Below are 24,271 nucleotides of genomic sequence, written 5' to 3'. Positions count from 1 at the left end.
GCGGTATTACAGGCTATTGAAAACGCGGTTTTCCTGTTCCTGAACGCGAATAAACGTTGTGCGTTTCGTCAGCTCTTTCAGGCGGGATGCTCCCACGTAGGTGCAGGCCGAGCGCAGGCCGCCGAGGATATCGCGCGCGGTATATTCAACCGGGCCGCGCAATGGCAGCTTCACGGTTTTGCCTTCCGCCGCACGGTATTTTGCCACGCCACCGACGTGACGGGTCATCGCGGATTCAGAGCTCATACCGTAGAACAGCATGAATTTCTCGCCATCTTCTTCAACGACGGTACCACCACTCTCTTCGTGGCCTGCCAGCATACCGCCGAGCATCACGAAGTCCGCACCGCCGCCAAAGGCTTTCGCAACATCACCCGGCATGGTGCAACCACCATCGCTGATGATCTGACCGCCCAGGCCGTGCGCGGCGTCAGCGCATTCAATCACGGCAGACAGCTGCGGATAACCGACACCGGTTTTCACGCGCGTCGTACATACGGAACCCGGACCAATGCCTACTTTTACAATATCTGCACCGGAGAGGATCAGTTCTTCACACATTTCACCGGTCACCACGTTGCCCGCAATGATGGTCTTAGTCGGCCAGGCTTCACGCGCTTTGCTGACAAACTGGACGAAGTGTTCGGAATAACCATTCGCCACATCAATGCACACAAAGCTAAGCGCCGGGTTAGCGTTCAGGATCTGTTTGGTTTTTTCGAAATCCGCGTCTGAGGTGCCGGTAGAGACCATCACATGCTTCACCACATCCGCGGATGCAGAGGCGACAAACGCATTCCACTCTTCGGTACTGTAGTGTTTGTGAACTGCGGTAAGAATATCGAACTGTGCCAGGGCCGTTGCCATCTCAAAGGTACCGACCGTATCCATATTGGCAGCGATAATCGGCACGCCAGACCAGGTCTGACCGGAATGTTTAAAGGTGAATTGACGTTCGAGTTCAACGTCTGAGCGACTTTTCAGTGTAGAGCGTTTAGGGCGGATAAGAACGTCTTTAAAACCTAACTTCAGATCTTCTTCAATACGCATGTGCGGATTCCTGGGGTTAGAGGCAAATATGTTAAAAGCACAACTCCAGTGACGTTATCATACGCACTAATACCTGCTCCGCAAGACTGCGAAATTCTCTTTTTTTACGCTACAATCCTATAAATTTACCTGGTAAAAAGCAGGTAACGAGAGCTAAACACTCGCGGTAGAAAGTTTGAATTTCAACCAATTGATTTTAATAATGAATAATTCCCAGGATTCGATTTAATGGGGTATATCGTCGCATTAACCGGCGGCATCGGTAGTGGAAAAAGTACCGTTGCGGACGCGTTTTCTCGTCTGGGTATCACGATTATTGATGCCGATGTCATTGCCCGTCAGGTGGTAGAGCCAAATACACCCGCACTCAAGGCCATCAAGGCACACTTTGGCCCCGTCATCCTCAATGCGGATGGCACGCTCAATCGCCGCCAGCTTCGTGAATGCATTTTTTCTGATTCTGCAGAAAAAGCCTGGCTTAATGCCCTGCTGCATCCCATTATCCACCAGGAAACCCAGCGTCAGATTGCCGCAGCACGTTCGCCTTATGTGCTCTGGGTCGTTCCACTGTTGGTAGAAAATCAGCTGCAACATAAAGCCGATCGGGTATTGGTGATAGATGTCTCCCCCGAAACGCAAATCCTACGAACCGTGGCTCGGGATCGGGTCTCACGTGAACATGCTGAACACATTCTTGCCGCACAGGCCACGCGCGCTCAGCGCCTTGCCGTTGCGGATGATGTTATTGATAATAACGGCGCACCAGATGCCATTGCATCGGATGTTGCCCGTCTGCACGCGCAGTATTTGACGTTCGCCGCGCAGGCCGTTGCACAGGAAAAACCATAATGTCGACCCACATCCTTTTTGAGCACCCGCTTAACGAAAAAATGCGTACCTGGCTGCGCATCGAATTTCTCATTCAACAGCTTTCGCATCATCTGCCTGTTAACGATCATGCCACCGCCCTGCATTTCTTCCGCAACGTTGGCGATCTGCTGGATGTGATTGAACGCGGCGATGTCCGCACAGAATTGCTCAAAGAGCTGGAGCGCCAGCAGCGTAAATTACAGGCATGGACAGAAGTGCCAGGCGTAGACCAGAGCCGTATCGACGCGCTCCGCCAGCAGTTGAAAAGCAGCAGTGCCATTTTGATGGCCGCGCCGCGCGTCGGGCAGTTTTTGCGTGAAGATCGCCTGATCGCTCTGGTGCGCCAGCGTCTCAGCATCCCTGGTGGTTGCTGCAGCTTCGACCTGCCGACCCTGCACATGTGGCTTCATATGCCGCAGGCACAGCGTGACGCGCAGGTGAACAGCTGGCTGGCAAGCCTGGAGCCAATGAATCAAACGCTCTCGTTGATCCTCGATCTTATCCGTAACTCAGCCCCGTTCCGCAAGCAAACCAGCCTGAACGGTTTCTACCAGGATAACGGGGATGATGCCGATCTGTTACGCCTGAATTTATCGCTGGGTGAGCAGCTTTACCCGCAAATTTCGGGGCATAAGAGTCGTTTTGCGATTCGCTTTATGCCGCTGGACAGTGAAAATGGCACCGTGCCGGAACGCCTCGATTTTGAACTGGCCTGTTGTTAAGGAGTGCCGATGTCTGACGTAACCACCGTAAACTGCCCCACCTGTGGCAAAACCGTTGTCTGGGGCGAAGTGAGCCCATTTCGCCCATTCTGCTGCAAGCGCTGCCAGCTCATTGACCTGGGCGAATGGGCCGCGGAAGAGAAACGCATTCCAAGCGAAGGCGATCTCTCTGACAGTGATGACTGGAGCGAAGAGCAGCGATAGCCTTTAATGCCTGCTGGCGCTTCGCTTAGCAGGCCTACAGGTTGCCCGTCAGGCGGGATATGACGGGCGCATTTGCCGGAGGAAATTTGTCGGCATCACTTGCCTTTAGCTCAACCCAGTTACCCGGCTGTCCCTCTTTCCCCCAGGGCTCACCTTCCCAGCTTTCCACCAGCCAGAACCACAGCGTGATGTGCCTGTCCGGGAACTGGTATTCGAGCTTATCAAACAGCGTTGCGCCAAACGGGGTAATCCCCACCTCTTCCTGAAGCTCCCGAACCAGCGCCTGTTCCGGCGTTTCACCCGACTCGATTTTTCCGCCAGGAAACTCCCACTTGTTCGCCATATGGGCGTCGGCAGCGCGCTGGGTGATGAAAATTTGGTTTTGCGGGTTGCGAATAATCCCGACGGCAATTTGCAGTGTTTTCATATTGTGACTTCCATAAAAAAGGCGCAGTAATCTGCGCCTTTTCGAGTTGTTAACGTCTTAGCTCAGACGGCCGTGGCACGCCTTGTACTTTTTACCGGAACCACATGGGCACGGATCGTTACGGCCCACTTTACGATCGCCAGTCTGCGCTGCGATCGCCGCTGCGGCTTCGCTTTCGTCAGTCTGGTGACTCAGCTGTTGCATCTGTGCCAGACGCTCAGCTTCTTCACGACGCTGCTGCTCCATCGCTTCTACTTCTTCCGGCATACGCACCTGAACTTTGCTCAGGGTGCTGATGACTTCATACTTCAGCGATTCCAGCATAGCGGCAAACATGGAGAAGGATTCACGCTTGTACTCCTGCTTCGGATCTTTCTGCGCATAGCCGCGCAGGTGGATACCCTGGCGCAGGTAGTCCATCGCCGCCAGGTGCTCTTTCCACAGGGAGTCGAGCGTCTGCAGCATCACGCCTTTTTCGAAGTGACGCATCATCTCTTCGCCAACGACTTCTTCCTTACGCTTGTACACGTCCAGCGCAGTTTCGAAGATACGTTCACGCAGCGTCTCTTCGTGCAGCTCAGGCTCTTTGTCCAGCCACTCTTTGATTGGCAGTTCAAGGTCGAAATCATTTTTCAGACGTTCCTGCAGACCTTCGATATCCCACATTTCCTCCAGAGACTGCGGAGGAATATGCGCGTCAATTGTCGCTTTAAACACATCTTCGCGGATGCTGTTGATGGTTTCGCTCACGTCGGACACGTCCAGCAGTTCGTTACGCTGGGTATAGATCGCACGACGCTGATCGTTGGCAACATCATCATATTCCAGCAGCTGCTTACGAATATCGAAGTTACGGCTTTCCACTTTACGCTGCGCGTTAGCAATCGCTTTGGTGACCCATGGATGCTCAATCGCTTCGCCTGGTTTCATACCCAGTTTACGCATCATGCCTGATACACGGTCGGAGGCAAAAATACGCATCAGCGCATCTTCCATAGACAGGTAGAAGCGAGAAGAACCGGCATCACCCTGACGGCCCGCACGGCCACGCAGCTGGTTATCGATACGACGAGATTCGTGACGCTCGGTACCAATGATGTGCAGACCACCGGATGCCAGCACGGCATCGTGACGCACCTGCCAGTCGGCTTTGATCTGCGCAATTTGTTCTGGGGTTGGGTTTTCCAGCTCCGCCACTTCGGCCTGCCAGCTACCGCCCAGCATAATATCGGTACCACGACCCGCCATGTTGGTCGCGATGGTCACGGCCGCCGGATAACCCGCCTGCGCAACGATATCTGCTTCTTTGGCGTGGAATTTGGCGTTAAGAACGTTGTGCTTAATGCCCGCTTTGGTCAGCTCGTTGGAAACCACTTCGGATTTCTCAATGGAGATGGTCCCCACCAGCACCGGCTGGCCTGCCGCGGTACGATCGCGAATATCTTCGATGATCGCCTGAATTTTTTCCGCTTCAGTCATGTACACCAGATCCGGCATATCCTTACGGATCATTGGACGGTTGGTAGGAACAACCACGGTATCCAGCTTGTAGATAGAGCTGAATTCAAACGCTTCGGTATCTGCAGTACCGGTCATCCCTGCCAGCTTCTCGTACAGACGGAAGTAGTTCTGGAAGGTAATAGACGCCAGCGTCTGGTTTTCGTTTTGAATATCAACGCCTTCTTTCGCTTCAACCGCCTGGTGCAGACCGTCAGACCAGCGACGCCCTTGCATAGTACGGCCGGTATGTTCATCAACGATGATCACTTCACCGTCTTTAACGATGTAATCAACATCGCGAGTGAACAGCGCGTGCGCGCGCAGTGCGGCCGTCACGTGGTGCATCAACATGATGTTAGTTGGAGAGTAAAGAGACTCACCCTCTTCCATAATGCCCTGAGCCACCAGCAGTTCTTCAATCTTAACCAGACCACGTTCGGTCAGGTTAACCTGGCGCGCTTTTTCATCAACAGAGAAGTGACCTTCCCCCTGGAAGGTATCGGAGTCTTCTTTCTCCTGACGTAGCAGGTGCGGAATGATTTTGTCGACTTTACGGTACATTTCAGAGCTGTCTTCGGCCGGGCCGGAGATGATCAGCGGGGTACGCGCTTCATCGATCAGGATGGAATCCACCTCATCCACCAGCGCATAGTGCAGCTTGCGCTGTACGCGCTCTTCAGGGCTGAACGCCATGTTGTCGCGCAGGTAGTCGAAGCCGTATTCGTTGTTGGTGCCGTAGGTGATGTCTGCGTTATACGCTTCACGCTTGGCTGGTGCAGGCAGACCGGACATGTTGATGCCCACGGTCAAGCCTAAGAATTCAAACAGCGGACGGTTGTTTTCGGCGTCACGCTGTGCCAGATAGTCGTTGACGGTAACGACGTGAACGCCTTTACCGGTCAGTGCGTTCAGGTAAGCGGGCAGCGTCGCGGTCAGGGTTTTACCTTCACCGGTACGCATTTCCGCGATGCAGCGCTCGTTGAGCACCATACCCCCCAGCAGCTGCACGTCGAAGTGACGCATACCGAAAACACGTTTACTCGCTTCACGCACGACAGCGAACGCTTCCGGGATGAGGCTTTCCAGGGTTTCGCCTTTTTCCAGACGCGCGCGGAACTCCGCCGTTTTCGCCTTCAGCTCGTCATCTGACAGCTTTTCCATCGCCGGTTCCATACCGTTGATGACGGCAACAGCTTTACGCATACGGCGCAGGGTACGATCGTTACGACTACCAAAAACTTTGGTTAATAATTTGATTAACATAATAAATTCTCAAACGCCCCAGATGGGCAGATAAATTAAGGTATTGAAATAAGGTTAATTTAGCTGAGGCGTTGCGGTCCGGCACGGATGCCATGAACCTGGCTTATCCATGTCGAGACAGAAAATGTGGCTGGCGGAATGAATGCGAATTGCGCCGTCTGACGAACCATGACCGGCGGCTGGCTGTCCTGCGTGAGCAGCGCGTTGAGCGTGTCCAGCAGAGCAAGATGCTGAGCCTGAACCGGCAGCGTCTCTTCAGCAACAGGCATGGTCTGCGGTGCCATCGCGAAGGACAGATGGCGGATAACCGTGCGGATGGCGTGTTGATGCCAGTAATCAACCGAGAAGTTTGGGCGGCGATTCGCTTCAAGCAGTGCGAGGTTGGTAAAATTAACCCGCGTGGTGAGATCGTGCTTGGTGGTGGAGGTTTTTGTTGGTGTTGCCGCTTCAGCACTGTTGCTGAGCGCAGGCAAGCCGAGGCTCGCCGCGACCATCCCCAATAAGAGATGCGGCCAGAAGTAACGTCTGCCAAATTGTCGCCAGCGCGTCAGTATTCCGCTCACCTGCTCCACCCAATAAGCCAGCCTTGCAGAGGCTGAGTTCAGTTATTCTTTTTAGCGCCCAGATATTACCACTAAAGCCAATGCGCAGCAGCAGGAATGACGTAATGCAGCAGGGAAAAACGGTCAAGAATGCAGCTAACGCACAGATTTTCTACGCCAGACGGGCGTGAGGATAAACCGGGGAAAACAAAGAAGTGTAAAAATAAAAACGACTGGCCTTCCTGGTCGGAGAGAGTACCAGGTTAACCAGTCGATTTTTTTACGAACGGTATAGACCGTTACGCCAGAACCATGTTTGGTGCTTTGAAGGCCAGCGGCAGTTCAGCTTCGTCTTCAAAGGTCACATATTCCCAGGCTTCCTGTTTTGCCAGGACGGCCTGCAACAATTTGTTGTTCAGCGCATGACCGGATTTAAACGCGGTAAATGCACCAATGATGTTGTGACCACACATAAACAGGTCGCCGATCGCATCCAGCATTTTGTGACGAACGAATTCATCTTCAAAACGCAGGCCGTCTTCGTTCAGTACGCGATAATCGTCAACAACGATGGCACAATCGAAGCTACCGCCCAGGCACAGGCCGCGGGACTGCAGATATTCGATATCACGCATAAAGCCGAACGTACGAGCACGGCTGATCTGACGCATAAACGCATCAGCAGAGAAGTTCATCGCATAGCGCTGAGTGCTGGAGTCAATCGCCGGGTGGTTAAAGTCGATGGTAAAGTCCAACGAGAAACCATTGTACGGTTTGAATTCAGCCCACTTGTCGCCATCTTCGACACGAACGGTCTCTTTGATGCGAACAAATTTCTTCGCGCAGTTCAGTTCTTCGATACCGGCATCCAGCAACAGATAGACGAACGGTGCAGCACTACCATCCATGATCGGGATTTCTGGTGCATCGACTTCAACAATAATGTTGTCGATACCCAGACCCGCCAGGGCGGCGTTCAGGTGCTCTACGGTAGAAATCCGCACGTCATGCTCGTTCACCAGGCAAGTACAGAGCATTGTATCACGCACAGATTTGGCATCGGCCGGAAAATCTACCGGTGGATTCAAGTCGGTGCGACGATAGATGACCCCGGTATTGGCCGGCGCAGGGCGCAGCGTCAGGGTGACCTTCTTGCCGGTATGTAAACCGACACCAGTCGCCTGAACGATACGTTTAAGTGTCCTTTGTTTGATCATCGTATAATCTCGCCAAATTAACTATCCAACCGAGAGTGTATATCACTAACGGTGGGCCAGTTTAGCACAAAGAGCGAAAATCCCCAAATTCCAGCCAATTCCTAGTCAGCTTGCTTACGCAGGAACGCCGGGATATCCAGATAATCTGGCTCTTTTGCCGTTTGTGGAGTCGGGTCGTTTACCACTTTCGCGGCCGGTTTCTGCTCCTGAGTCAGTGGAGACATACCGTGCTGCTGGTAACGATCCATCACCGGCTGCTGAGTCTGTTTGTTGGTGACCAGCGTGATCTCAGGACGCTTGTCCATACCGATACCGGTGGCAACAACAGTGACGCGCAGTTCGTCGTTCATTTCCGGGTCAAGGGAAGTACCGATTACCACGGTAGCGTTGTCAGAGGCGAACGCACGGATGGTGTTACCCACGGTTTCGAACTCATCCAGACGCAGGTCAAAGCCAGCGGTAATGTTGACCAGCACGCCGCGCGCACCAGACAGATCGATATCTTCCAGCAGTGGAGAAGAGATAGCCATTTCAGCCGCTTCTTCTGCACGGTCTTCACCGCTCGCCACGCCAGAGCCCATCATCGCGTAGCCCATTTCGGACATCACGGTACGAACGTCAGCAAAGTCAACGTTCATCAGACCAGGACGGGTAATCAGTTCAGCGATACCCTGAACCGCACCTTTCAGCACGTCGTTTGCTGCGCCAAAGGCGTCCAGCAGGGAAATACCGCGACCCAGAACTTTCAGCAGTTTGTCGTTCGGGATGGTAATCAGAGAGTCCACATGTTTGGACAGCTCGGTGATACCCTGCTCCGCGAAAGCCATACGCTTCTTGCCTTCGAAGTTGAAAGGCTTGGTCACGACAGCAACGGTCAGGATACCTAAATCTTTTGCCACTTCAGCCACTACAGGTGCTGCACCAGTACCGGTACCGCCGCCCATGCCCGCTGCGATGAAGACCATATCCGCACCTTCCAGTGCAGCACGCAGGGCTTCACGATCTTCTTCAGCCGCGTTGCGACCGACTTCCGGGTTAGCACCAGCGCCCAGCCCTTTGGTGATGCCACCGCCGATCTGGATAGTCTGGCCAACTGCCGTCTTACGCAGTGCCTGCGCATCGGTGTTAACTGCAAAGAATTCAACACCTTCAATGCGTTCACGCACCATATGCTCTACGGCGTTACCGCCGCCGCCACCGACGCCGATGACTTTAATCACCGCGTCGTTGGTCAGTTCCATAGGTTCAAACATAATTTCTCTCTCCGTTGTGCCTGTCGCCCGAGACCGCTAATTCTCTCCGGTCTCTTAAAAAAATTAAAACTCTTTTCGCAACCAGGTGTTAAGTCGTTTGACCCACGACCCCACCGAGACGCGTTTTTCCACTTCTGCTTCACCACTCAAATGGGATTCTTTCCCGTAGTGCAGCAGGCCCACGGCCGTTGAATAATACGGCTCCTGAGCGTAATCCGTTAAACCGGTGATATTCAGCGGCGCACCAATACGCACCTGCGTATGGAACACGCGCTGAGCGCAGGCCGCAAGACCTTCAATTTGCGCTGCCCCGCCGGTTAATACAATCCCCGCCGCAAGATGATGCTTAACACCCTGCTGACGAAGCTGTTCCTGTAACTGCAAAATCTCTTCGTTGACCAGGTTGAGCAGCTCGGTATAGCGCGGCTCAATTACCTCTGCCAGCGTCTGGCGCTGCAGGCTGCGCGGTGGACGACCACCTACGCTCGGCACTTCAACGCTCTCATCTTTGCCCACGATAGAACCCAGTGCGCAACCGTGGCGGACTTTAATGGCCTCTGCATCGCTCGGTGGCGTACCAAAGGCGTAGGCAATATCGCTGGTCACAACGTTCCCTGCGTAAGGGATCACTTTGGTGTGGCGCAACGCGCCGCCGGTATAGACAGCCATGTCCATTGTACCACCACCAATATCGACCACACAGACGCCCAGTTCACGTTCATCTTCGGTCAGCACGGAATAACTCGCGGCCAGACCGGCGAAAATAAGTTGGTCAACTTTCAGTCCACAACGTTCAACGGCTTTAACGATGTTCTTCGCCATATCGTTGTGACATGTGATCAGGTGCACTTTTGCCTGCATACGTACGCCGGAAAGACCCACCGGGTTCTTAATCCCTTCCTGGTAGTCGATCGCATATTCCTGCGGGATCACGTGCAGTACGCGATGCTCATCGCGGACGCGCACGGACTTCGCCGTATGCACAACATTCTCTACATCTTCCTGCGTCACTTCTTCTTCTGAAATCGGCACCATACCGATTTCGTTCTGGCAGCTGATGTGCTTGCCAGAAAGGGCCAGATAGACAGAAGAAATCTGGCAATCTGCCATTAATTCAGCCTGATCGATGGCGCGCTGAACGCATTTCACCACCGACTCAAGGTCGTTTACCCCACCTTTATCCATACCACGGGATGGGCAACTCCCCACGCCAATGATATTGACCATACCGTCGGGCAGAACTTCCCCTACTAAAGCGGCAACCTTCGCGGTGCCAATCTCCAGTCCAACTACCAGTTTTCTGTCCGTCGCCTTGATCATTGTTGTTCTGCCTGTACCTGTGCCTGATTCTGTTGCTGATTAGGTTCCTCGACCGGAGCCGGCTCCCAACCGACTGCTGCGCCTGAGTCATAGCGCAAATCAACGTAGCTTATCCGTTTGCCGTCCGTCTGCGCCTGCTGCTGTAAAACCGGGTAAAGTTCTACAAATCGCGCCAGACGTTTCATTGTGTCGCCGCGGCCAAGGTTGAGCTTGATCCCGTTCGTTAACGTCAGTTGCCAGGAGCGGCGCGCCGTCATTGCGGCATCTTTTAACGTAAAGCGATCCTTAGCCAGCACCTGCCCCATTTCGCGGAAACCTTGTAACACTTCGTTTTCGCTGCCTTCAGGGCCATACAACATCGGTAAATTTTGCTTGTTGACGCGATCGCTTGGGACGCTGAAGGAATTTCCGTCTACGTCTACCATGTGCTGATCATTCCAACGCGCAATGGGCACATATTCAACCAGATGAATCTTCAATTCATCAGGCCATTGCTTTCTTACACTCGCCTGTTTTATCCACGGCAGACGTTCAATCTGGCTCTGGATAATATTGACGTCCTGGGTCATAAAGGTGCCAGGTGAGCCCAGGGCCAGAATAGACTGGCGAATATCATCGTTACGCGTGTAGTGACGCTCGCCGGTCACCACCAGCTTAGAGAGCGGTAAACGCTGCGCATCTTCCATCCAGCCCAGCACCATCCAGCCGCTGATAAACACGGTGCACAGCACCCCGAGCAGGAAGATAATCCCTGCAAGACGCGTTCCATTACTCCGGCGCGAAGACGTATATTCTTCCTCTTCATCGCGGTTGCGCGTGTTCAATGCAGCCTGAGACATATCAGCCCGCCTGGTCCAGAATACGTACGACTAACTGCGAGAAGCTCATCCCCGCCTGACGCGCTGCCATCGGCACAAGGCTATGGCTCGTCATACCTGGAGAGGTGTTGGCTTCCAACAGGTAAAATTGCCCGTCACCGTCGAGCATGACATCAATGCGTCCCCAACCACGGCAGCCTAAAACATTCCAGGCTTTGAGCACCAGAGACTGTAAATCGGCTTCACGTTCTGCTTCAAGACCACTTGGACAGAAATATTGCGTCTCATCAGAGAGATACTTCGCCTCATAATCATAGAAGACTCCGGCAGGTTGGATACGAATTGACGGTAAAATTTCTTCGCCAAGCATCGCAACAGTAAATTCCGGCCCGCTGAGCCATTTTTCAATCAGAACTTCTTCATCATGTTGAAATGCCAATGTTAAAGCGGCAGATAAATCCTCAGCTTTATCGACTTTAGACATCCCCACGCTCGACCCTTCACGGCTCGGCTTAACAATAACCGGTAAGCCCAGCGCGGCAATGCGTGTATTAACGCTGTCCGACAGGCCCAATTCAAATTCAGTACGCGTCAGAGCACCCCATGGCGCAACGGGGAGACCCGCGCCCTGCCACAGCAGTTTGCTGCGCAGTTTATCCATGGAGATGGCAGACGCCATCACGCCGCTGCCGGTATACGGCAGGCCGAGTAACTCCAGCAGCCCTTGCAATGTACCGTCTTCACCGCCACGGCCGTGCAGCGCAATGAAAACTTTATCGAAGCCCATTGCTTTCAGTTGGGTAACATCAATCTCTTTCGGATCGACCGGATGCGCATCAACGCCACCTTCACGCAGGCCCGCCAGAACGGCAGCGCCTGAATTCAGGGACACTTCGCGCTCGGCGGAGGTGCCGCCAAACAGGACAGCAATCTTATCAGCCATGATGCTCGTCCTCCGCAGTTTGCGGCTTCAATTTGATTTCGGCTAAGGTACGGGCGATTTTGCCGATATTTCCCGCCCCCTGAATCAGAATCAAATCGTTACCCGTCAGCACCGGCGCGAGAATTTCTGCTGCCTGAGCCGGGTCCGAAACCAGAATAGGGTCTACTTTACCGCGTGCGCGAATGGTTCGACATAACGAACGGCTGTCCGCGCCCGGAATCGCTGTTTCACCCGCAGAATAAACATCCAGCATCAGCAGCGTATCGACCTGCGACAGCACATTGGCGAAATCGTCGTACAGATCGCGGGTACGGGTGTAGCGGTGGGGCTGGAAAATCATCACCAGATTTTTGTCCGGCCAACCCGCACGAGCCGCTTTGATCGTGGCGTCCACTTCCGTTGGGTGGTGACCGTAATCGTCCACCAGCATCGCGGTACCCGATTTACCGTTTACTGCGTCCAGCGGGAATTCACCAAGGAAGTCGAAGCGACGGCCTGTACCCTGGAAGCTTTCCAGCGCGCGCAGGATCGCATCATCATCAATGCCTTCTTCCGTCGCTACCGCAACCGCCGCCGCCGCATTCAGGGCATTATGGCGACCTGGCGCATTCAACGTCACGTGCAGCAATTCTTTGTCCTGACGTGCAAGGGTAAAATGCCCCTGCGCACCAATCTGTTTGTACTCTTCAACACGAACATCAGCATCTTCGCTGAAGCCATAAGTGGTGATTTGACGCCCGACACGCGGCAGCAGCTCGCGGATCACCGGATCGTCTACGCACATTACCGCACGGCCATAGAACGGCAGGTTGTGCAGGAAGTTAATAAACGTCTGCTTTAAGTTTTCGAAGTCGCCCTGGTAAGTATCCATATGGTCAGCTTCGATATTGGTGACAATCGCCACCATCGGCTGCAGGTGCAGGAACGACGCATCGCTCTCATCCGCTTCCGCAATCAGGTAACGGCTGTGGCCCAGACGCGCATGGACGCCTGCCGCTTTCACCAGACCACCGTTAACGAACGTCGGGTCCAGACCCGCTTCTGCATAAATGCTGGATACCATCGCCGTGGTTGTGGTTTTACCGTGCGTGCCCGCAACGGCGATACCGTGACGAAAACGCATTAGCTCCGCCAGCATCTCAGCGCGGCGGATCACCGGAATACGCGCTTCATGTGCCGCAACGATTTCCGGGTTGTCAGAGGAGATGGCGCTCGACACCACCACCACGCTCGCATCGCGCACGTTTTCCGGGCGATGGTTGAAATAGATAGTCGCCCCAAGCGACGCCAGCTGCTGCGTTACAGGGTTTGGCGCCAGGTCAGACCCGCTGATCTGATAACCTTCGTTAGCTAACACTTCGGCAATACCGCCCATGCCAGCACCACCGATGCCAACAAAGTGAATGTGCCGGACGCGACGCATCTCGGGCACGATAGAACGCAGTTTTGCCAGTTGTTGTGTATTCATTCTCTAAACGCCATCGACTACTTAAAAATTCGTGCCGCGCTTCACGCGCTGCGAGGGTTAAGCCTGGGCTGCCAGGCTCACTTCTTTTGCCACTCGTTCCGTTGCATCCGGGATAGCCGCCGCGCGCGCGCGCTGTGCCATTTCCAGCAATGCGTCTCTGTTCCAGCCCGCCAGAGTGGTGGCGACCGCATCGGCGGTAAATTGTGGCTGCTCAAAAATCTTCGCGGCACCGGCTTTCTCTAGCGGCAGCGCATTCCAGTACTGCTGTCGGTCTTTGTGCTGGAACGGCACAAACAGCGCTGGCAGACCCGCGGCAGCGATTTCGCTCACCGTTAATGCGCCAGAACGACAGACCACGACATCGGCCCAGGCATAGGCTGCGGCCATATCGTCAATAAATTCCGTTACGTTGTGCTGCGGCTGCCCCGCTTCGGCGTAAGCCTGCTCAACGGTCTGCTGAGCACCTTTACCGCTCTGATGCCAGATGGTCACGGCATCGCCCAGCTTTGCGGCCACCTGCGGCATCGTCTGGTTCAGGATGCGTGCCCCCTGAGAACCACCGACAACCAGCACGCGTACCGGACCTTCACGACCATTCAGGCGAGCGTCAGGCAGCGGCAGCGCCAGCACATCGACGCGCACCGGGTTTCCGACGACGTCTGCTTTCGGGAACGCACCGGGGAATGCCTGCATCACTTTAGTGGCAATTTTCGCCAGCCACTTGTTGGTCAGCCCGGCGATACCGTTCTGCTCATGCAGCACAACAGGGATGCCCAGGGACCACGCCGCCAGCCCACCAGGACCGGACACGTACCCGCCCATTCCCAGCACCACATCAGGCTTAAACTGCTTCATGATGGTGCGGGCCTGACGCCAGGCGTTAAAAATACGCACCGGTGCCAGCAGCATTGCCTTGAGGCCTTTGCCTCGCAGGCCAGAAATACGAATAAAGTCGATCTCAATACCGTGCTTCGGTACCAGATCGGCCTCCATGCGGTCTGCGGTTCCCAGCCAGCGTACCTGCCAGCCCTGATCCATTAAATGGTGCGCAACCGCCAGCCCCGGGAACACGTGTCCGCCGGTACCGCCTGCCATCACCATTAACCGCTTCGGTTGATTCATCGTGAACCTCGTGTAAACGCCTGGGCTTTCTCCAGACGCGTCTCATAATCTATGCGCAACAAAAACATGATGGCCGTCGACATGATCAACAGACTCGAACCACCATAACTGATCAGCGGCAACGTCAGGCCCTTAGTCGGCAGCATACCCGCTGCGGCCCCGACGTTAACCAATGCCTGGAAGCTAAACCAGATACCAATTGAACAGGCTAAGAAACCTGAGAAGCGGTGATCGATCTCCAGCGCTTTTCGGCCAATCGACATGGCGCGGAAAGCGACGAAGAATACCATTAATAGCGCTAATACCACACCGATATAACCCAGTTCTTCCCCAATAATGGAGAAGATGAAGTCGGTGTGTGCCTCCGGCAAATACTCCAGTTTTTGCACCGAGTTGCCCAGGCCTTGCCCCCAGACTTCACCGCGGCCAAACGCCATCAGCGACTGCGTCAGCTGATAACCGCTACCGAACGGGTCTTCCCACGGGTTCCAGAACGAGGTCACGCGGCGGATACGGTAAGGCTCGGCGAGGATCAGCAGCACAACCGCCGAAATCCCCATCCCGATAATGGCGATGAACTGCCACAGCTTTGCACCCGCCAGGAACAGCATCGCCAGCGTGGTGACAAACAGTACCACCACGGTACCAAGGTCAGGCTGTGCCAGCAGCAGGATCGCCAGCACCAGAATCACGCCCATCGGCTTTAAGAAGCCGCGAAGGTTATTACGAACTTCATCAACCTTACGCACCAGGTAGTTCGCCAGGTAGCAGAACAGGGAAAGCTTGGTAAATTCCGCAGGCTGAATACGCAGTGGACCAAAGGCGATCCAGCGCGATGCCCCGTTAACGGAGCTCCCGACAACCAGTACGATCAGCAGCATGATAATGGACGCAATCAACATGGCTGTACTGTGCCGCTGCCAGAACGACATTGGCAGACGTAAGGTCACCAGCGCCAGGCAGAAAGCCAGAATGATGTACAGCCCGTCACGCTTGGCAAACAGGAAGGGATCGTTAGCCAGACGCTGCCCGACCGGCATGGAGGCCGAGGTCACCATGATAAAGCCGATCGCCGCCAGCCCCAGCGTAAGCCAGAAGAGCATGCGGTCATACATGATCAGGCTATCGGAATCCTTATCCCGGGAAGCCATCACCCAGCCTTTTAGTGCCGCAAACAGCCACACCAGAATTCCAAATCCTGGCAGGCGCGGCATTTTCAGGCGAGGGAGAGATAAACGCATCAGCCTAACTCCTTCGCCAGGCGGGTAAAGACATCACCACGCTGTTCGAAATTCTTGAATTGATCGAGGCTGGCGCAAGCCGGAGAGAGCAGCACCATGTCGCCTGGCTTCACGCGCGGCGCGATCAGGCGCAGCGCCTGTTCCATGGTCTCAGTTTGTTCGGCGATCTCCGGGCGCAGTTCAGCCAGCTCGCTGCCGTCACGACCAAAGCAGTACAGGCGGATGTTATCTCCGGAGAGATACTGTTTCAGAGAGGAGAAATCTGCAGATTTTCCATCACCACCCAGCAGCAAATGCAGCGTACCCTCAACGTGAAGACCGTTCAGCGCGGCCTCCGTGCTTCCCACGTTGGTGGCTTTGGAGTCGTTAATCCAGCGCACGCCGTTATGTTCCAGCGCTAGCTGGAAGCGGTGCGCCAGACCGGTAAATGTGGTCAGCGCTTTCAGGCTGGAAGAGCGAGGCAGGCCAACGGCATCCGCCAGCGCCAGTGCTGCCAGCGCGTTGGTGTAGTTATGCTGACCGCAAAGCGTCATCTCTTTCACGTTCAGCACTTTTTCACCCTTCACGCGCAGCCAGGTTTCACCCTGCTGACGGTTCAGGTGGTAATCACCCATGGTGATCCCAAAGCTGATGCAGCGGTCATCTGCACCGCGCACCGGCATGGTCAGCGCGTCGTCGGCATTAACCACGCAGACTTTCGCATTTTCATAAATGCGCAGCTTAGCCGCGCGGTACTGCTGCAGACCAAAGGGATACCGGTCCATATGATCTTCAGTCACGTTGAGGATCGTCGCGGCAGCCGCGTGCAGGCTGGAGGTGGTTTCAAGCTGGAAGCTGGAAAGTTCCAGTACGTACAGCTCACAGCCTTTATCCAGCAGCATCAGGGCTGGCAGGCCAATATTGCCGCCAACACCGACGTTCTTACCCGCCGCTTTTGCCATCTCGCCGACAAGCGTAGTGACCGTGCTTTTACCATTTGAGCCGGTAATGGCGATAATCGGAGCCTGCGCTTCGCGGCAGAACAGTTCGATGTCCCCGACAATCTCTACGCCCGCATCGGATGCGGCGCTGAGTGATGGGTGCGCCAGCGCCATACCCGGGCTGGCAACAATCAGATCGGCGGCCAGCAGCCAGTCATCATTCAGACCACCAAGGTGGCGTTCAACCTGTTCCGGCAGTTTGTCCAGACCCGGCGGAGAGACACGCGTATCCATCACGCGTGGCGTAACGCCGCGCGCAAGGAAAAAGTCCACGCAGGAAAGGCCCGTGAGGCCCAACCCGATGATAACGACTTTTTTACCCTGGTAATCTGCCATGATTAACGTACCTTCAGCGTTGCCAGGCCAATCAGCACCAGCATCAGCGAAATAATCCAGAAGCGCACAATCACGCGCGGTTCCGGCCAGCCTTTCAGTTCATAGTGGTGGTGAATCGGCGCCATACGGAAGATGCGCTGGCCGCGCAGCTTGAAGGATCCGACCTGCAAAATTACCGACAGGGTTTCAACCACAAACACGCCACCCATGATCACCAGCAGGAACTCCTGGCGCAGCAGCACGGCAATAATGCCTAACGCGCCACCCAGCGCCAGTGAACCGACGTCACCCATGAAGACCTGCGCCGGATAGGTGTTGAACCACAGGAAGCCCAGCCCCGCGCCGACAATCGCCGTACAGACGATCACCAGCTCACCCGCGTGGCGCAGGTAAGGGATGTGCAGATAGTTGGCAAAGTTCATGTTACCGGTCGCCCAGGCCACCAGCGCAAAACCGCCCGCGACGAAGACGGTCGGCATAATCGCCAGGCCATCCAGACCATCAGTCAGGTTCACCGCGTTACCGGTGCCGACAATCACGAAGTACGCAAGCAGGATATAGAACAGCCCCAACTGCGGCATCACGTCTTTAAAGAACGGCACGACCAGCTCGGTAGCTGGCGTGTCTTTGCCTGCCAGATACAGCGCAAAGGCCACGCCCAGCGCGATGACCGACATCCAGAAATACTTCCAGCGGGCGATCAGTCCCTTGGTGTCTTTGCGTACCACTTTGCGATAGTCATCGACGAAGCCAATGATCCCGTAACCCACCAGAACCGTCAGTACACACCAGACGTACGGGTTGGAGGGATACGCCCACAGCAGCACGGAAACAACGATGGCGGTCAGGATCATGATCCCGCCCATGGTCGGCGTGCCGCGTTTGCTGAAGTGCGATTCCGGACCGTCGTTACGCACAACCTGGCCGAAAGAGAGCTTTTGCAGACGGGCAATCATGCGCGGGCCCATCCACAGCGAGATGAACAGCGCAGTCAGCAGGCTGACAATGGCGCGAAACGTCAGATAGGAAAAGACGTTAAAGCCTGAGTAATATTTGACCAAATGTTCGGCCAGCCAAACTAACATGTCCCGTTCTCCTGTAATGCGTGCACAACCTCTTCCATGGCGGCACTACGTGAACCTTTCACTAACACTGTCACAATTTGTTTTTCTGTAATTAATGCTTTAAGGCGCTCAATCAACGCCGCTTTTTCGGCAAAGTGTTCACCGACACCGCTGGCATGGCTAATTGCCTGGCTCAGTTTTCCTGCGCTCAGCACGCAATCAATGCCCGCCGCTTTCGCCGCGTCACCGACCTGGGTATGACAGGCTTCGCTTTCATCGCCCAGCTCGGCCATATCGCCAACCACCATCACGCGGTAGCCCGGCATTTCTGACAACACCTGCACCGCCGCCGTCATCGAGCCAACGTTCGCGTTGTAGGAGTCATCCAGCAGCAGTTTGTTTTCCGAAAGCTGAATCGGGAACAGACGCCCCGGCACGGCTTTCAGATTCGCCAGCCCAGCTTTGATCGCATCATGCGACGCGCCAACCGCCATGGACAACGCCGCCGCCGCAAGCGCATTGGCGATGTTATGACGACCCGGCAGAGGCAGCATCACATCCACGCCACCCGTTGGAGTGTTGAGGGTGAACTCCGTGCCATGGGACGTTACATGGATATTGGTTGCCGTAAAGTCACTGTTGGCGGCATTCGGTGAGAAGCGCCAGGTCTTACGGGAACCAATAATGCTTTGCCAGTTCAGCCAGTCATTGTTGTCGGCATTCATAATGGCAATACCGTCAACCGGCAGGCCGGTGTAGATCTCGCCTTTGGCTTTCGCCACGCCTTCCAGCGACCCGAAACCTTCCAGATGCGCGGCGGCCAGGTTATTCACCAGCGCCGCCTCCGGACGAGTCAGGCTAACAGTCCAGGCGATTTCGCCCTGGTGGTTTGCCCCTAACTCGATCACCGCAAATTCATGTTCTTTGGTCAGGCGGAGTAATGTCATCGGCACGCCAATGTCATTATTTAGGTTGCCCGCAGTATAAAGTGTGTTCCCGCACTGGCCGAGAATCGCCGCCGTCATCTCTTTTACGGACGTTTTTCCGGACGACCCCGTCAGCGCGACAACGCGAGCCGGAACCTGCTGACGGACCCATGCCGCCAGTTCACCGAATGCCAGACGGGTATCGTCCACCACCAGCTGCGGCAAATCGATATCCAGCCTGCGGCTGACCAGCAGCGCACCTGCGCCGTGCTCTTTGGCCTGCTGTGCAAAATCATGCGCATCAAAACGCTCGCCTTTCAGCGCCACAAACAGACAACCCGCGGTCACTTTGCGGGTATCCGTGGTCACAGCGTCAATGGTCAGATCCTGGCCCAGCAATTCGCCGTGCAGTACCGCAGCGGCCTGGCTTAGCGTGAGGCTAATCATGCCACGACTCCCAGCAGACGAGCTGCCGTTACACGGTCCGAGTAATCCAGACGACGATTGCCGACAATCTGATAATCTTCATGGCCTTTCCCGGCCAGCAGAACCACGTCGTTTTCCTTAGCCTGCATGATGGCGTTGGTCACCGCTTCCGCTCGGCCTTCCACCACGCGAGCACGACCCGCATCCAGCATGCCCGCCAGAATGTCGTTAATGATGGCGCGCGGCTCTTCGGTACGCGGGTTGTCATCGGTCACTACCGGAATATCCGCAAACTGCTCGGCAATAGCGCCCATCAGCGGGCGTTTGCCCTTGTCGCGATCGCCACCGCAGCCAAACACGCACCAGAGCTTACCGGCACAGTGCAGGCGAGCCGCTTCCAGCGCTTTTTCCAACGCATCCGGCGTGTGGGCGTAGTCGACCACAACCGTCGGTTTACCCGGCGCGCTGAACACTTCCATACGCCCGCAAACAGGCTGCAGTCGCTCAGCGGTTTTCAGCAGGTCGGCCATTGGATAGCCCAGCGCCAGCAGTGTCGCCAGCGCCAGCAGCAGGTTGCTGACGTTAAACGCGCCCATCAGGCGGCTTTCAATTTCGCCTTCACCCCAGGAAGAGGCAAAGCGGATTGTCGCCCCGCTGTCGTGGTAATTCACCTCAACAGCCTTCAGCCAGCGGCCGTGGCAGTTCGGGTTGATATGGTCTTCCATCGACACCGCAACCGCATCCGGCAGCTTCGCCAGCCAGCGGCGACCGACTTCATCGTCGGCATTGATGATGGCCTGACCGTGATGGTGGGTGGAATAGAGCAGCCATTTCGCGGCTTCGTAGTGCTCCATATCACCGTGGTAATCAAGATGATCGCGGCTCAGGTTGGTAAACACCGAAGCCGCAAATTTCAGCGCGGCCACGCGGTGCTGTACCAGACCGTGTGAAGAGACTTCCATCGCAGCAAAGGTCGCACCCTGCTCTGCCAGCCCGGCAAGCACATGCTGTACGTCAACTGCCGAACCAGTGGTATTTTCCGTCGGGCTCACTTTACCCAGCAGGCCATTACCCACGGTCCCCATGACGGCACCGGTTTCACCCAGCAGTTGCGCCCATTGCGCCATCAGCTGTGTGGTGGTGGTTTTACCGTTGGTGCCCGTAACGCCAACCAGACGTAACTGGTCGGAAGGTTCATGATAGAAACGCCCTGCCAGCGCAGAGAGACGCTCATTTAACTGGCTGAGATAGATAACCGGCACACCGTGCATTTCACGGATTTCACCGTCGGTTGTCTCATCTTTGGCCTCAGCAATAATGGCAGCAACACCTTGCGCAATCGCCTGCGGGATATAACGACGCCCGTCCGCCTGATGACCGACCACCGCCACAAAAAGATCGCCGGAAGCAGCCACACGGCTGTCCAGTACCATCTCTCGCAGTGCTCGCTCCGGTGCATTTGGCACCCACGGAGCGAGAAGGTCGCGCAAATTACGATCTGCCACCTGTACCCTCGCCTTGATTAATTACAAATTCACTTTTGTCGCCCGTCGCCAGCGCATCCGGTTCAATGTTCATGGTGCGCAATACGCCGCCCATGATGGCCCCGAACACAGGCGCGGAGACGGCGCCGCCGTAGTATTTACCCGCCTGTGGATCGTTAATGACGACCACCAGCGCAAAACGCGGATTGCTTGCAGGCGCTACGCCTGCGGTATAGGCAATGTATTTGTTGATGTAGCGGCCGTCTGGCCCCACTTTTTTCGCTGTACCGGTTTTAATGGCGATGCGATAGCCTTTAATTGCCGCCTTCACGCCACCGCCGCCGGGCAGCGCCACGCTTTCCATCATATGAACAACAGTACGGACGGTCGATTCCGGGAAAATACGCTCACCGGGAACCGGTGGATCAACTTTGGTAATCGACAGCGGGCGATAAACACCATAACTGCCGATCGTTGCGTAGACTCGCGCTAACTGTAACGGTGTCACCATTAGCCCGTAGCCGAAAGAGAAGGTGGCCCTCTCTATGTCAGACCACCGTTGTTTTTGAGGATATAAGCCACTGCGTTCTCCGACCAACCCCAAATTGGTCGCCTTTCCAAGCCCAAAACGTGAGTAAGTCTCTACTAACGCTGAGGACGGCATCGCTAACGCCAGCTTTGAAACACCGACGTTACTCGACTTCTGTAACACCCCGGTCAGGGTCAATTCGCTGTAGCGCGCCACGTCTTTGATTTCGTGACCGTTAATGCGGTAAGGAATGGTATTCAGTACGGTGTTTTCATTGACGATACCGCGCTGAAGTGCCGTCATGACCACCATCGGCTTAACGGTTGAACCCGGTTCGAACACGTCGGTGATGGTACGGTTACGCATAACATCCTTCTGCGTACCGGTAAGATTGTTAGGGTTGTAGGACGGGCTATTGGCCATCGCCAGCACTTCACCCGTGCTGACATCAACTAACACGGCACTGCCCGATTCCGCTTTGTTAAAGGCCACGGCATTGTTCAGCTCGCGGTAAACCAGCGCCTGTAGCCGCTCATCGATACTCAGTGCAAGGTTGTGTGCGGCCTGGCTGTCGGTTGAGGAAATATCCTCGATCACGCGACCATAGCGGTCTTTGCGTACAATGCGCTCGCCGGGCTGACCGGTGAGCCATTTATCAAAGCTTTTTTCAACACCTTCAATCCCCTGGCTATCAACGTTAGTGAAGCCAATGAGGTGAGCAGTCACTTCGCCGGATGGATAGTACCGGCGGGATTCTTCACGCAGATGGATCCCCGGCAGCTTCAATTTTTTGATGTAATCCGCCATGTCAGGGTTCACCTGACGCGCCAGATAGATAAAGCGCCCTCTCGGGTTTGTATTCACACGTGAAGCTAACTGGTCCAGCGGCATCTTCAGCGCGTCCGCAAGGGCCTTCCAGCGGTTATCAAGCGTGATCCCACCAGCATCATGCAGCTCTTTCGGATCGGCCCAGATTGCCTTCACCGGGACGCTCACCGCCAGAGGGCGGCCAGAACGGTCGGTGATCATCCCGCGAGACGTAGACACTTCCTGCACGCGAAGAGAGCGCATATCACCCTGACGCACCAGCATGTCAGGGGCGATGATTTGCAACCACGCCACGCGTCCAAGCAGGAAACCCAGCGCCAGTAAAATGCAGCCGCAAAGCAACGCAAAACGCCAACTGACAAAGTTGGCCTGTTCTTCCTGACGTTTTGGTTTTAGCGTTTTTGCCGCTGCTTTCATGCGTCGCGTTTTCCCTTATTTTTGTACTACGATATTTTCCTGCGATGGATCAACATGCTGCAGCTGCAGCTTTTCCGTTGCGATCCGTTCAACCCGGCTATGATCACCGAGCGCGTTTTCTTCAAGGATCAGATTTCGCCATTCAATATCCAGCGCATCGCGTTCCAGCACCAGCTGCTCGCGTTGCGCAGTCAATAAACGTGTATGGTGGGCTGTTGTCACCACCGTTACTGCCGTCACAATGATACAAATGAACAAGCAGAGTGGCAGCTTCCCAAACCGCAAAAGATCGTCGCCGATCACGCCAGGCAAGGCATGGCGCTCGTTGCTTCCTAACGATCCCTTAACTTTGCTTAGGGTCTCTGTCACTCTGCCGATCATGCGTTCGTCCTCTCTGCAACTCGCAGCACTGAACTACGGGCACGTGGATTCTCTGCCACCTCTTCTTCGCCCGGCATCAACTTGCCTAATGCTCGCAACTGACGGCCACCCAGCTTCCTGAGTTGTTCTTCCGTCATCGGCAGCCCCGCTGGCACCTGAGGACCGCGGCTCTGTTCACGCATAAAGCGCTTCACAATGCGATCTTCCAGCGAATGGAAACTGATGATGGATAACCGCCCACCCGGGGCCAGCACGTCGAGCGAGTTTTTTAGCGCCAGCTCTATTTCCTCCAGTTCACTGTTTACCCAGATACGAACCGCCTGGAAGGTACGGGTCGCGGGATGTTTGTGCTTATCCTTCACCGGTGTTGCAGCTGCAATCACCTCGGCCAACTCTTTGGTACGCGTCATCGGCTCAATGCGGTTTCGTTCAACGATGGCGCGCGCGATACGTTTACCAAAACGCTCTTCACCGAAGGTTTTGATGACCCAGGCGATATCCGCTTCGTCAGCAGTTTGTAACCACTCTGCGGCAGACTGGCCACGCGTCGGATCCATGCGCATGTCCAGTGGACCGTCACGCATGAAGGAGAATCCGCGCTCTGCATCATCAAGCTGAGGTGAAGAGACGCCAAGATCGAGAAGAATTCCGTCGATCTTACCCGTCAGACCGCGCTCAGCTACGTAATCCGCCAGCGCAGAAAAAGGTCCATGCACGATGGAAAAGCGTGGGTCATCGATGGTTTGCGCAACGGCAATCGCCTGCGGATCGCGATCGATTGCCAGCAGACGTCCTTCCGCTCCCAGCTGGGAGAGGATCAGACGCGAGTGGCCACCGCGACCAAAAGTGCCATCAATGTAGATGCCGTCTGGACGAATATTCAGACCGTTAACGGCCTCATCCAGCAACACCGTTGTATGTTTATAATTTTCCATCATAT

General features: G+C 55.2%; 22 protein-coding genes. 3 read left to right on the top strand and 19 right to left on the bottom strand.

Features of this window, described 5'->3' with window-relative positions; genetic code table 11:
- Nucleotides 1-6: 6 nt before the first annotated feature.
- Complete coding sequence (locus KW829_RS15405; protein WP_042718208.1) at nucleotides 7-1,050, bottom strand: GMP reductase; 1,044 nt, start codon at nucleotides 1,048-1,050, stop codon at nucleotides 7-9.
- A gap of 228 nt (nucleotides 1,051-1,278) precedes the next feature.
- Here KW829_RS15405 and coaE point away from each other — a divergent pair, with 228 nt between their 5' ends.
- From coaE to yacG, 3 genes are read left to right on the top strand one after another with little or no spacing between them, the layout of a single operon-like run.
- Nucleotides 1,279-1,899 (top strand): dephospho-CoA kinase, encoded by a 621-nt coding sequence (gene coaE, locus KW829_RS15400; protein ID WP_218308558.1) that lies wholly within the window; start codon nucleotides 1,279-1,281, stop codon nucleotides 1,897-1,899.
- Nucleotides 1,899-2,642, top strand: coding sequence for a cell division protein ZapD (gene zapD, locus KW829_RS15395; protein WP_010426958.1), 744 nt, complete (start codon nucleotides 1,899-1,901; stop codon nucleotides 2,640-2,642). The genes coaE and zapD overlap by 1 nt, the downstream gene beginning before the upstream one ends.
- 9 nt (nucleotides 2,643-2,651) lie before the next feature.
- Entirely contained in the window at nucleotides 2,652-2,846 is a 195-nt protein-coding gene (gene yacG / locus KW829_RS15390) for a DNA gyrase inhibitor YacG (protein ID WP_010426960.1), read from the top strand.
- Between the two features lie 34 nt (nucleotides 2,847-2,880).
- On the opposite strand, the gene mutT is transcribed toward yacG, so the two are convergent.
- The 18 genes from mutT to rsmH all read right to left on the bottom strand — a co-directional run bounded on the left by mutT (nucleotide 2,881) and on the right by rsmH (nucleotide 24,269).
- Nucleotides 2,881-3,273 carry an 8-oxo-dGTP diphosphatase MutT gene (gene mutT / locus KW829_RS15385; protein ID WP_010426962.1) on the bottom strand — a complete coding sequence of 131 codons (393 nt, stop codon included), beginning with the start codon at nucleotides 3,271-3,273 and terminating at the stop codon, nucleotides 2,881-2,883.
- A 57-nt stretch (nucleotides 3,274-3,330) separates the two neighbouring features.
- Entirely contained in the window at nucleotides 3,331-6,036 is a 2,706-nt protein-coding gene (secA, locus tag KW829_RS15380) for a preprotein translocase subunit SecA (RefSeq protein ID WP_089599179.1), read from the bottom strand.
- Between the two features lie 59 nt (nucleotides 6,037-6,095).
- Nucleotides 6,096-6,599, bottom strand: a complete 504-nt coding sequence (gene secM, locus KW829_RS15375) for a secA translation cis-regulator SecM (protein WP_029484933.1) — start codon at nucleotides 6,597-6,599, stop codon at nucleotides 6,096-6,098.
- Nucleotides 6,600-6,877: 278 nt separating this feature from the next.
- Entirely contained in the window at nucleotides 6,878-7,795 is a 918-nt protein-coding gene (gene lpxC, locus KW829_RS15370; RefSeq protein ID WP_010426966.1) for a UDP-3-O-acyl-N-acetylglucosamine deacetylase, read from the bottom strand.
- 101 nt (nucleotides 7,796-7,896) lie between these two features.
- Nucleotides 7,897-9,048, bottom strand: coding sequence for a cell division protein FtsZ (gene ftsZ, locus KW829_RS15365; RefSeq protein WP_008501978.1), 1,152 nt, complete (start codon nucleotides 9,046-9,048; stop codon nucleotides 7,897-7,899).
- A 63-nt stretch (nucleotides 9,049-9,111) separates the two neighbouring features.
- Nucleotides 9,112-10,368, bottom strand: a complete 1,257-nt coding sequence (gene ftsA, locus KW829_RS15360) for a cell division protein FtsA (protein ID WP_010426970.1) — start codon at nucleotides 10,366-10,368, stop codon at nucleotides 9,112-9,114.
- Complete coding sequence (gene ftsQ / locus KW829_RS15355) at nucleotides 10,365-11,207, bottom strand: cell division protein FtsQ (protein WP_010426973.1); 843 nt, start codon at nucleotides 11,205-11,207, stop codon at nucleotides 10,365-10,367. Before ftsQ ends, ftsA begins: the two co-directional genes overlap by 4 nt.
- Before the next feature lies 1 nt (nucleotide 11,208).
- Entirely contained in the window at nucleotides 11,209-12,129 is a 921-nt protein-coding gene (locus KW829_RS15350) for a D-alanine--D-alanine ligase (protein ID WP_218308557.1), read from the bottom strand.
- Nucleotides 12,122-13,597, bottom strand: coding sequence for a UDP-N-acetylmuramate--L-alanine ligase (gene murC, locus KW829_RS15345; RefSeq protein WP_218308556.1), 1,476 nt, complete (start codon nucleotides 13,595-13,597; stop codon nucleotides 12,122-12,124). The genes KW829_RS15350 and murC overlap by 8 nt, the downstream gene beginning before the upstream one ends.
- A gap of 57 nt (nucleotides 13,598-13,654) precedes the next feature.
- The gene (murG, locus tag KW829_RS15340) at nucleotides 13,655-14,719 is read right to left on the bottom strand and encodes an undecaprenyldiphospho-muramoylpentapeptide beta-N-acetylglucosaminyltransferase (protein ID WP_108417093.1); all 1,065 of its coding nucleotides are present in this window, start codon (nucleotides 14,717-14,719) and stop codon (nucleotides 13,655-13,657) included.
- Nucleotides 14,716-15,960, bottom strand: coding sequence for a cell division protein FtsW (gene ftsW, locus KW829_RS15335; protein ID WP_042718662.1), 1,245 nt, complete (start codon nucleotides 15,958-15,960; stop codon nucleotides 14,716-14,718). The genes murG and ftsW overlap by 4 nt, the downstream gene beginning before the upstream one ends.
- Nucleotides 15,960-17,276: a UDP-N-acetylmuramoyl-L-alanine--D-glutamate ligase gene (gene murD / locus KW829_RS15330; RefSeq protein WP_010426983.1), complete on the bottom strand. Its 1,317-nt coding sequence runs from the start codon at nucleotides 17,274-17,276 to the stop codon at nucleotides 15,960-15,962. The genes ftsW and murD overlap by 1 nt, the downstream gene beginning before the upstream one ends.
- 2 nt (nucleotides 17,277-17,278) lie before the next feature.
- Complete coding sequence (mraY, locus tag KW829_RS15325) at nucleotides 17,279-18,361, bottom strand: phospho-N-acetylmuramoyl-pentapeptide-transferase (RefSeq protein WP_003856353.1); 1,083 nt, start codon at nucleotides 18,359-18,361, stop codon at nucleotides 17,279-17,281.
- Complete coding sequence (gene murF / locus KW829_RS15320) at nucleotides 18,355-19,713, bottom strand: UDP-N-acetylmuramoyl-tripeptide--D-alanyl-D-alanine ligase (RefSeq protein WP_218308555.1); 1,359 nt, start codon at nucleotides 19,711-19,713, stop codon at nucleotides 18,355-18,357. The genes mraY and murF overlap by 7 nt, the downstream gene beginning before the upstream one ends.
- Entirely contained in the window at nucleotides 19,710-21,197 is a 1,488-nt protein-coding gene (gene murE, locus KW829_RS15315; protein ID WP_218308554.1) for a UDP-N-acetylmuramoyl-L-alanyl-D-glutamate--2,6-diaminopimelate ligase, read from the bottom strand. The genes murF and murE overlap by 4 nt, the downstream gene beginning before the upstream one ends.
- Nucleotides 21,184-22,950, bottom strand: coding sequence for a peptidoglycan glycosyltransferase FtsI (locus KW829_RS15310; protein ID WP_010426990.1), 1,767 nt, complete (start codon nucleotides 22,948-22,950; stop codon nucleotides 21,184-21,186). The genes murE and KW829_RS15310 overlap by 14 nt, the downstream gene beginning before the upstream one ends.
- 15 nt (nucleotides 22,951-22,965) lie before the next feature.
- The gene (gene ftsL, locus KW829_RS15305; RefSeq protein ID WP_006173860.1) at nucleotides 22,966-23,331 is read right to left on the bottom strand and encodes a cell division protein FtsL; all 366 of its coding nucleotides are present in this window, start codon (nucleotides 23,329-23,331) and stop codon (nucleotides 22,966-22,968) included.
- On the bottom strand, nucleotides 23,328-24,269 hold the full coding sequence (gene rsmH, locus KW829_RS15300; protein WP_010426994.1) for a 16S rRNA (cytosine(1402)-N(4))-methyltransferase RsmH: 942 nt from the start codon (nucleotides 24,267-24,269) through the stop codon (nucleotides 23,328-23,330). The genes ftsL and rsmH overlap by 4 nt, the downstream gene beginning before the upstream one ends.
- Nucleotides 24,270-24,271 lie beyond the last annotated feature (2 nt).

Origin of the sequence: Enterobacter sp. ENT02 (genome assembly GCF_019219165.1) — a bacterium.
Classification (GTDB): domain Bacteria; phylum Pseudomonadota; class Gammaproteobacteria; order Enterobacterales; family Enterobacteriaceae; genus Enterobacter; species Enterobacter mori.
Note: the sequence above shows the minus strand (reverse complement) of the source record. Positions and strands in the feature narration are given on the sequence as shown.

Bases quoted from the DNA above. Each gene is read 5' to 3' on its own strand.
- KW829_RS15350 (WP_218308557.1), bottom strand. From the start codon at position 12,129: ATGGCTGATAAGATTGCTGTCCTGTTTGGCGGCACCTCCGCCGAGCGC.
- KW829_RS15405 (WP_042718208.1), bottom strand. From the start codon at position 1,050: ATGCGTATTGAAGAAGATCTGAAGTTAGGTTTTAAAGACGTTCTTATC.
- ftsZ (WP_008501978.1), bottom strand. From the start codon at position 9,048: ATGTTTGAACCTATGGAACTGACCAACGACGCGGTGATTAAAGTCATC.
- zapD (WP_010426958.1), top strand. From the start codon at position 1,899: ATGTCGACCCACATCCTTTTTGAGCACCCGCTTAACGAAAAAATGCGT.
- murD (WP_010426983.1), bottom strand. From the start codon at position 17,276: ATGGCAGATTACCAGGGTAAAAAAGTCGTTATCATCGGGTTGGGCCTC.
- murG (WP_108417093.1), bottom strand. From the start codon at position 14,719: ATGAATCAACCGAAGCGGTTAATGGTGATGGCAGGCGGTACCGGCGGA.
- coaE (WP_218308558.1), top strand. From the start codon at position 1,279: ATGGGGTATATCGTCGCATTAACCGGCGGCATCGGTAGTGGAAAAAGT.
- KW829_RS15310 (WP_010426990.1), bottom strand. From the start codon at position 22,950: ATGAAAGCAGCGGCAAAAACGCTAAAACCAAAACGTCAGGAAGAACAG.
- secA (WP_089599179.1), bottom strand. From the start codon at position 6,036: ATGTTAATCAAATTATTAACCAAAGTTTTTGGTAGTCGTAACGATCGT.
- mutT (WP_010426962.1), bottom strand. From the start codon at position 3,273: ATGAAAACACTGCAAATTGCCGTCGGGATTATTCGCAACCCGCAAAAC.
- ftsW (WP_042718662.1), bottom strand. From the start codon at position 15,960: ATGCGTTTATCTCTCCCTCGCCTGAAAATGCCGCGCCTGCCAGGATTT.
- ftsA (WP_010426970.1), bottom strand. From the start codon at position 10,368: ATGATCAAGGCGACGGACAGAAAACTGGTAGTTGGACTGGAGATTGGC.
- rsmH (WP_010426994.1), bottom strand. From the start codon at position 24,269: ATGATGGAAAATTATAAACATACAACGGTGTTGCTGGATGAGGCCGTT.
- ftsL (WP_006173860.1), bottom strand. From the start codon at position 23,331: ATGATCGGCAGAGTGACAGAGACCCTAAGCAAAGTTAAGGGATCGTTA.
- yacG (WP_010426960.1), top strand. From the start codon at position 2,652: ATGTCTGACGTAACCACCGTAAACTGCCCCACCTGTGGCAAAACCGTT.
- murF (WP_218308555.1), bottom strand. From the start codon at position 19,713: ATGATTAGCCTCACGCTAAGCCAGGCCGCTGCGGTACTGCACGGCGAA.
- murC (WP_218308556.1), bottom strand. From the start codon at position 13,597: ATGAATACACAACAACTGGCAAAACTGCGTTCTATCGTGCCCGAGATG.
- mraY (WP_003856353.1), bottom strand. From the start codon at position 18,361: ATGTTAGTTTGGCTGGCCGAACATTTGGTCAAATATTACTCAGGCTTT.
- ftsQ (WP_010426973.1), bottom strand. From the start codon at position 11,207: ATGTCTCAGGCTGCATTGAACACGCGCAACCGCGATGAAGAGGAAGAA.
- lpxC (WP_010426966.1), bottom strand. From the start codon at position 7,795: ATGATCAAACAAAGGACACTTAAACGTATCGTTCAGGCGACTGGTGTC.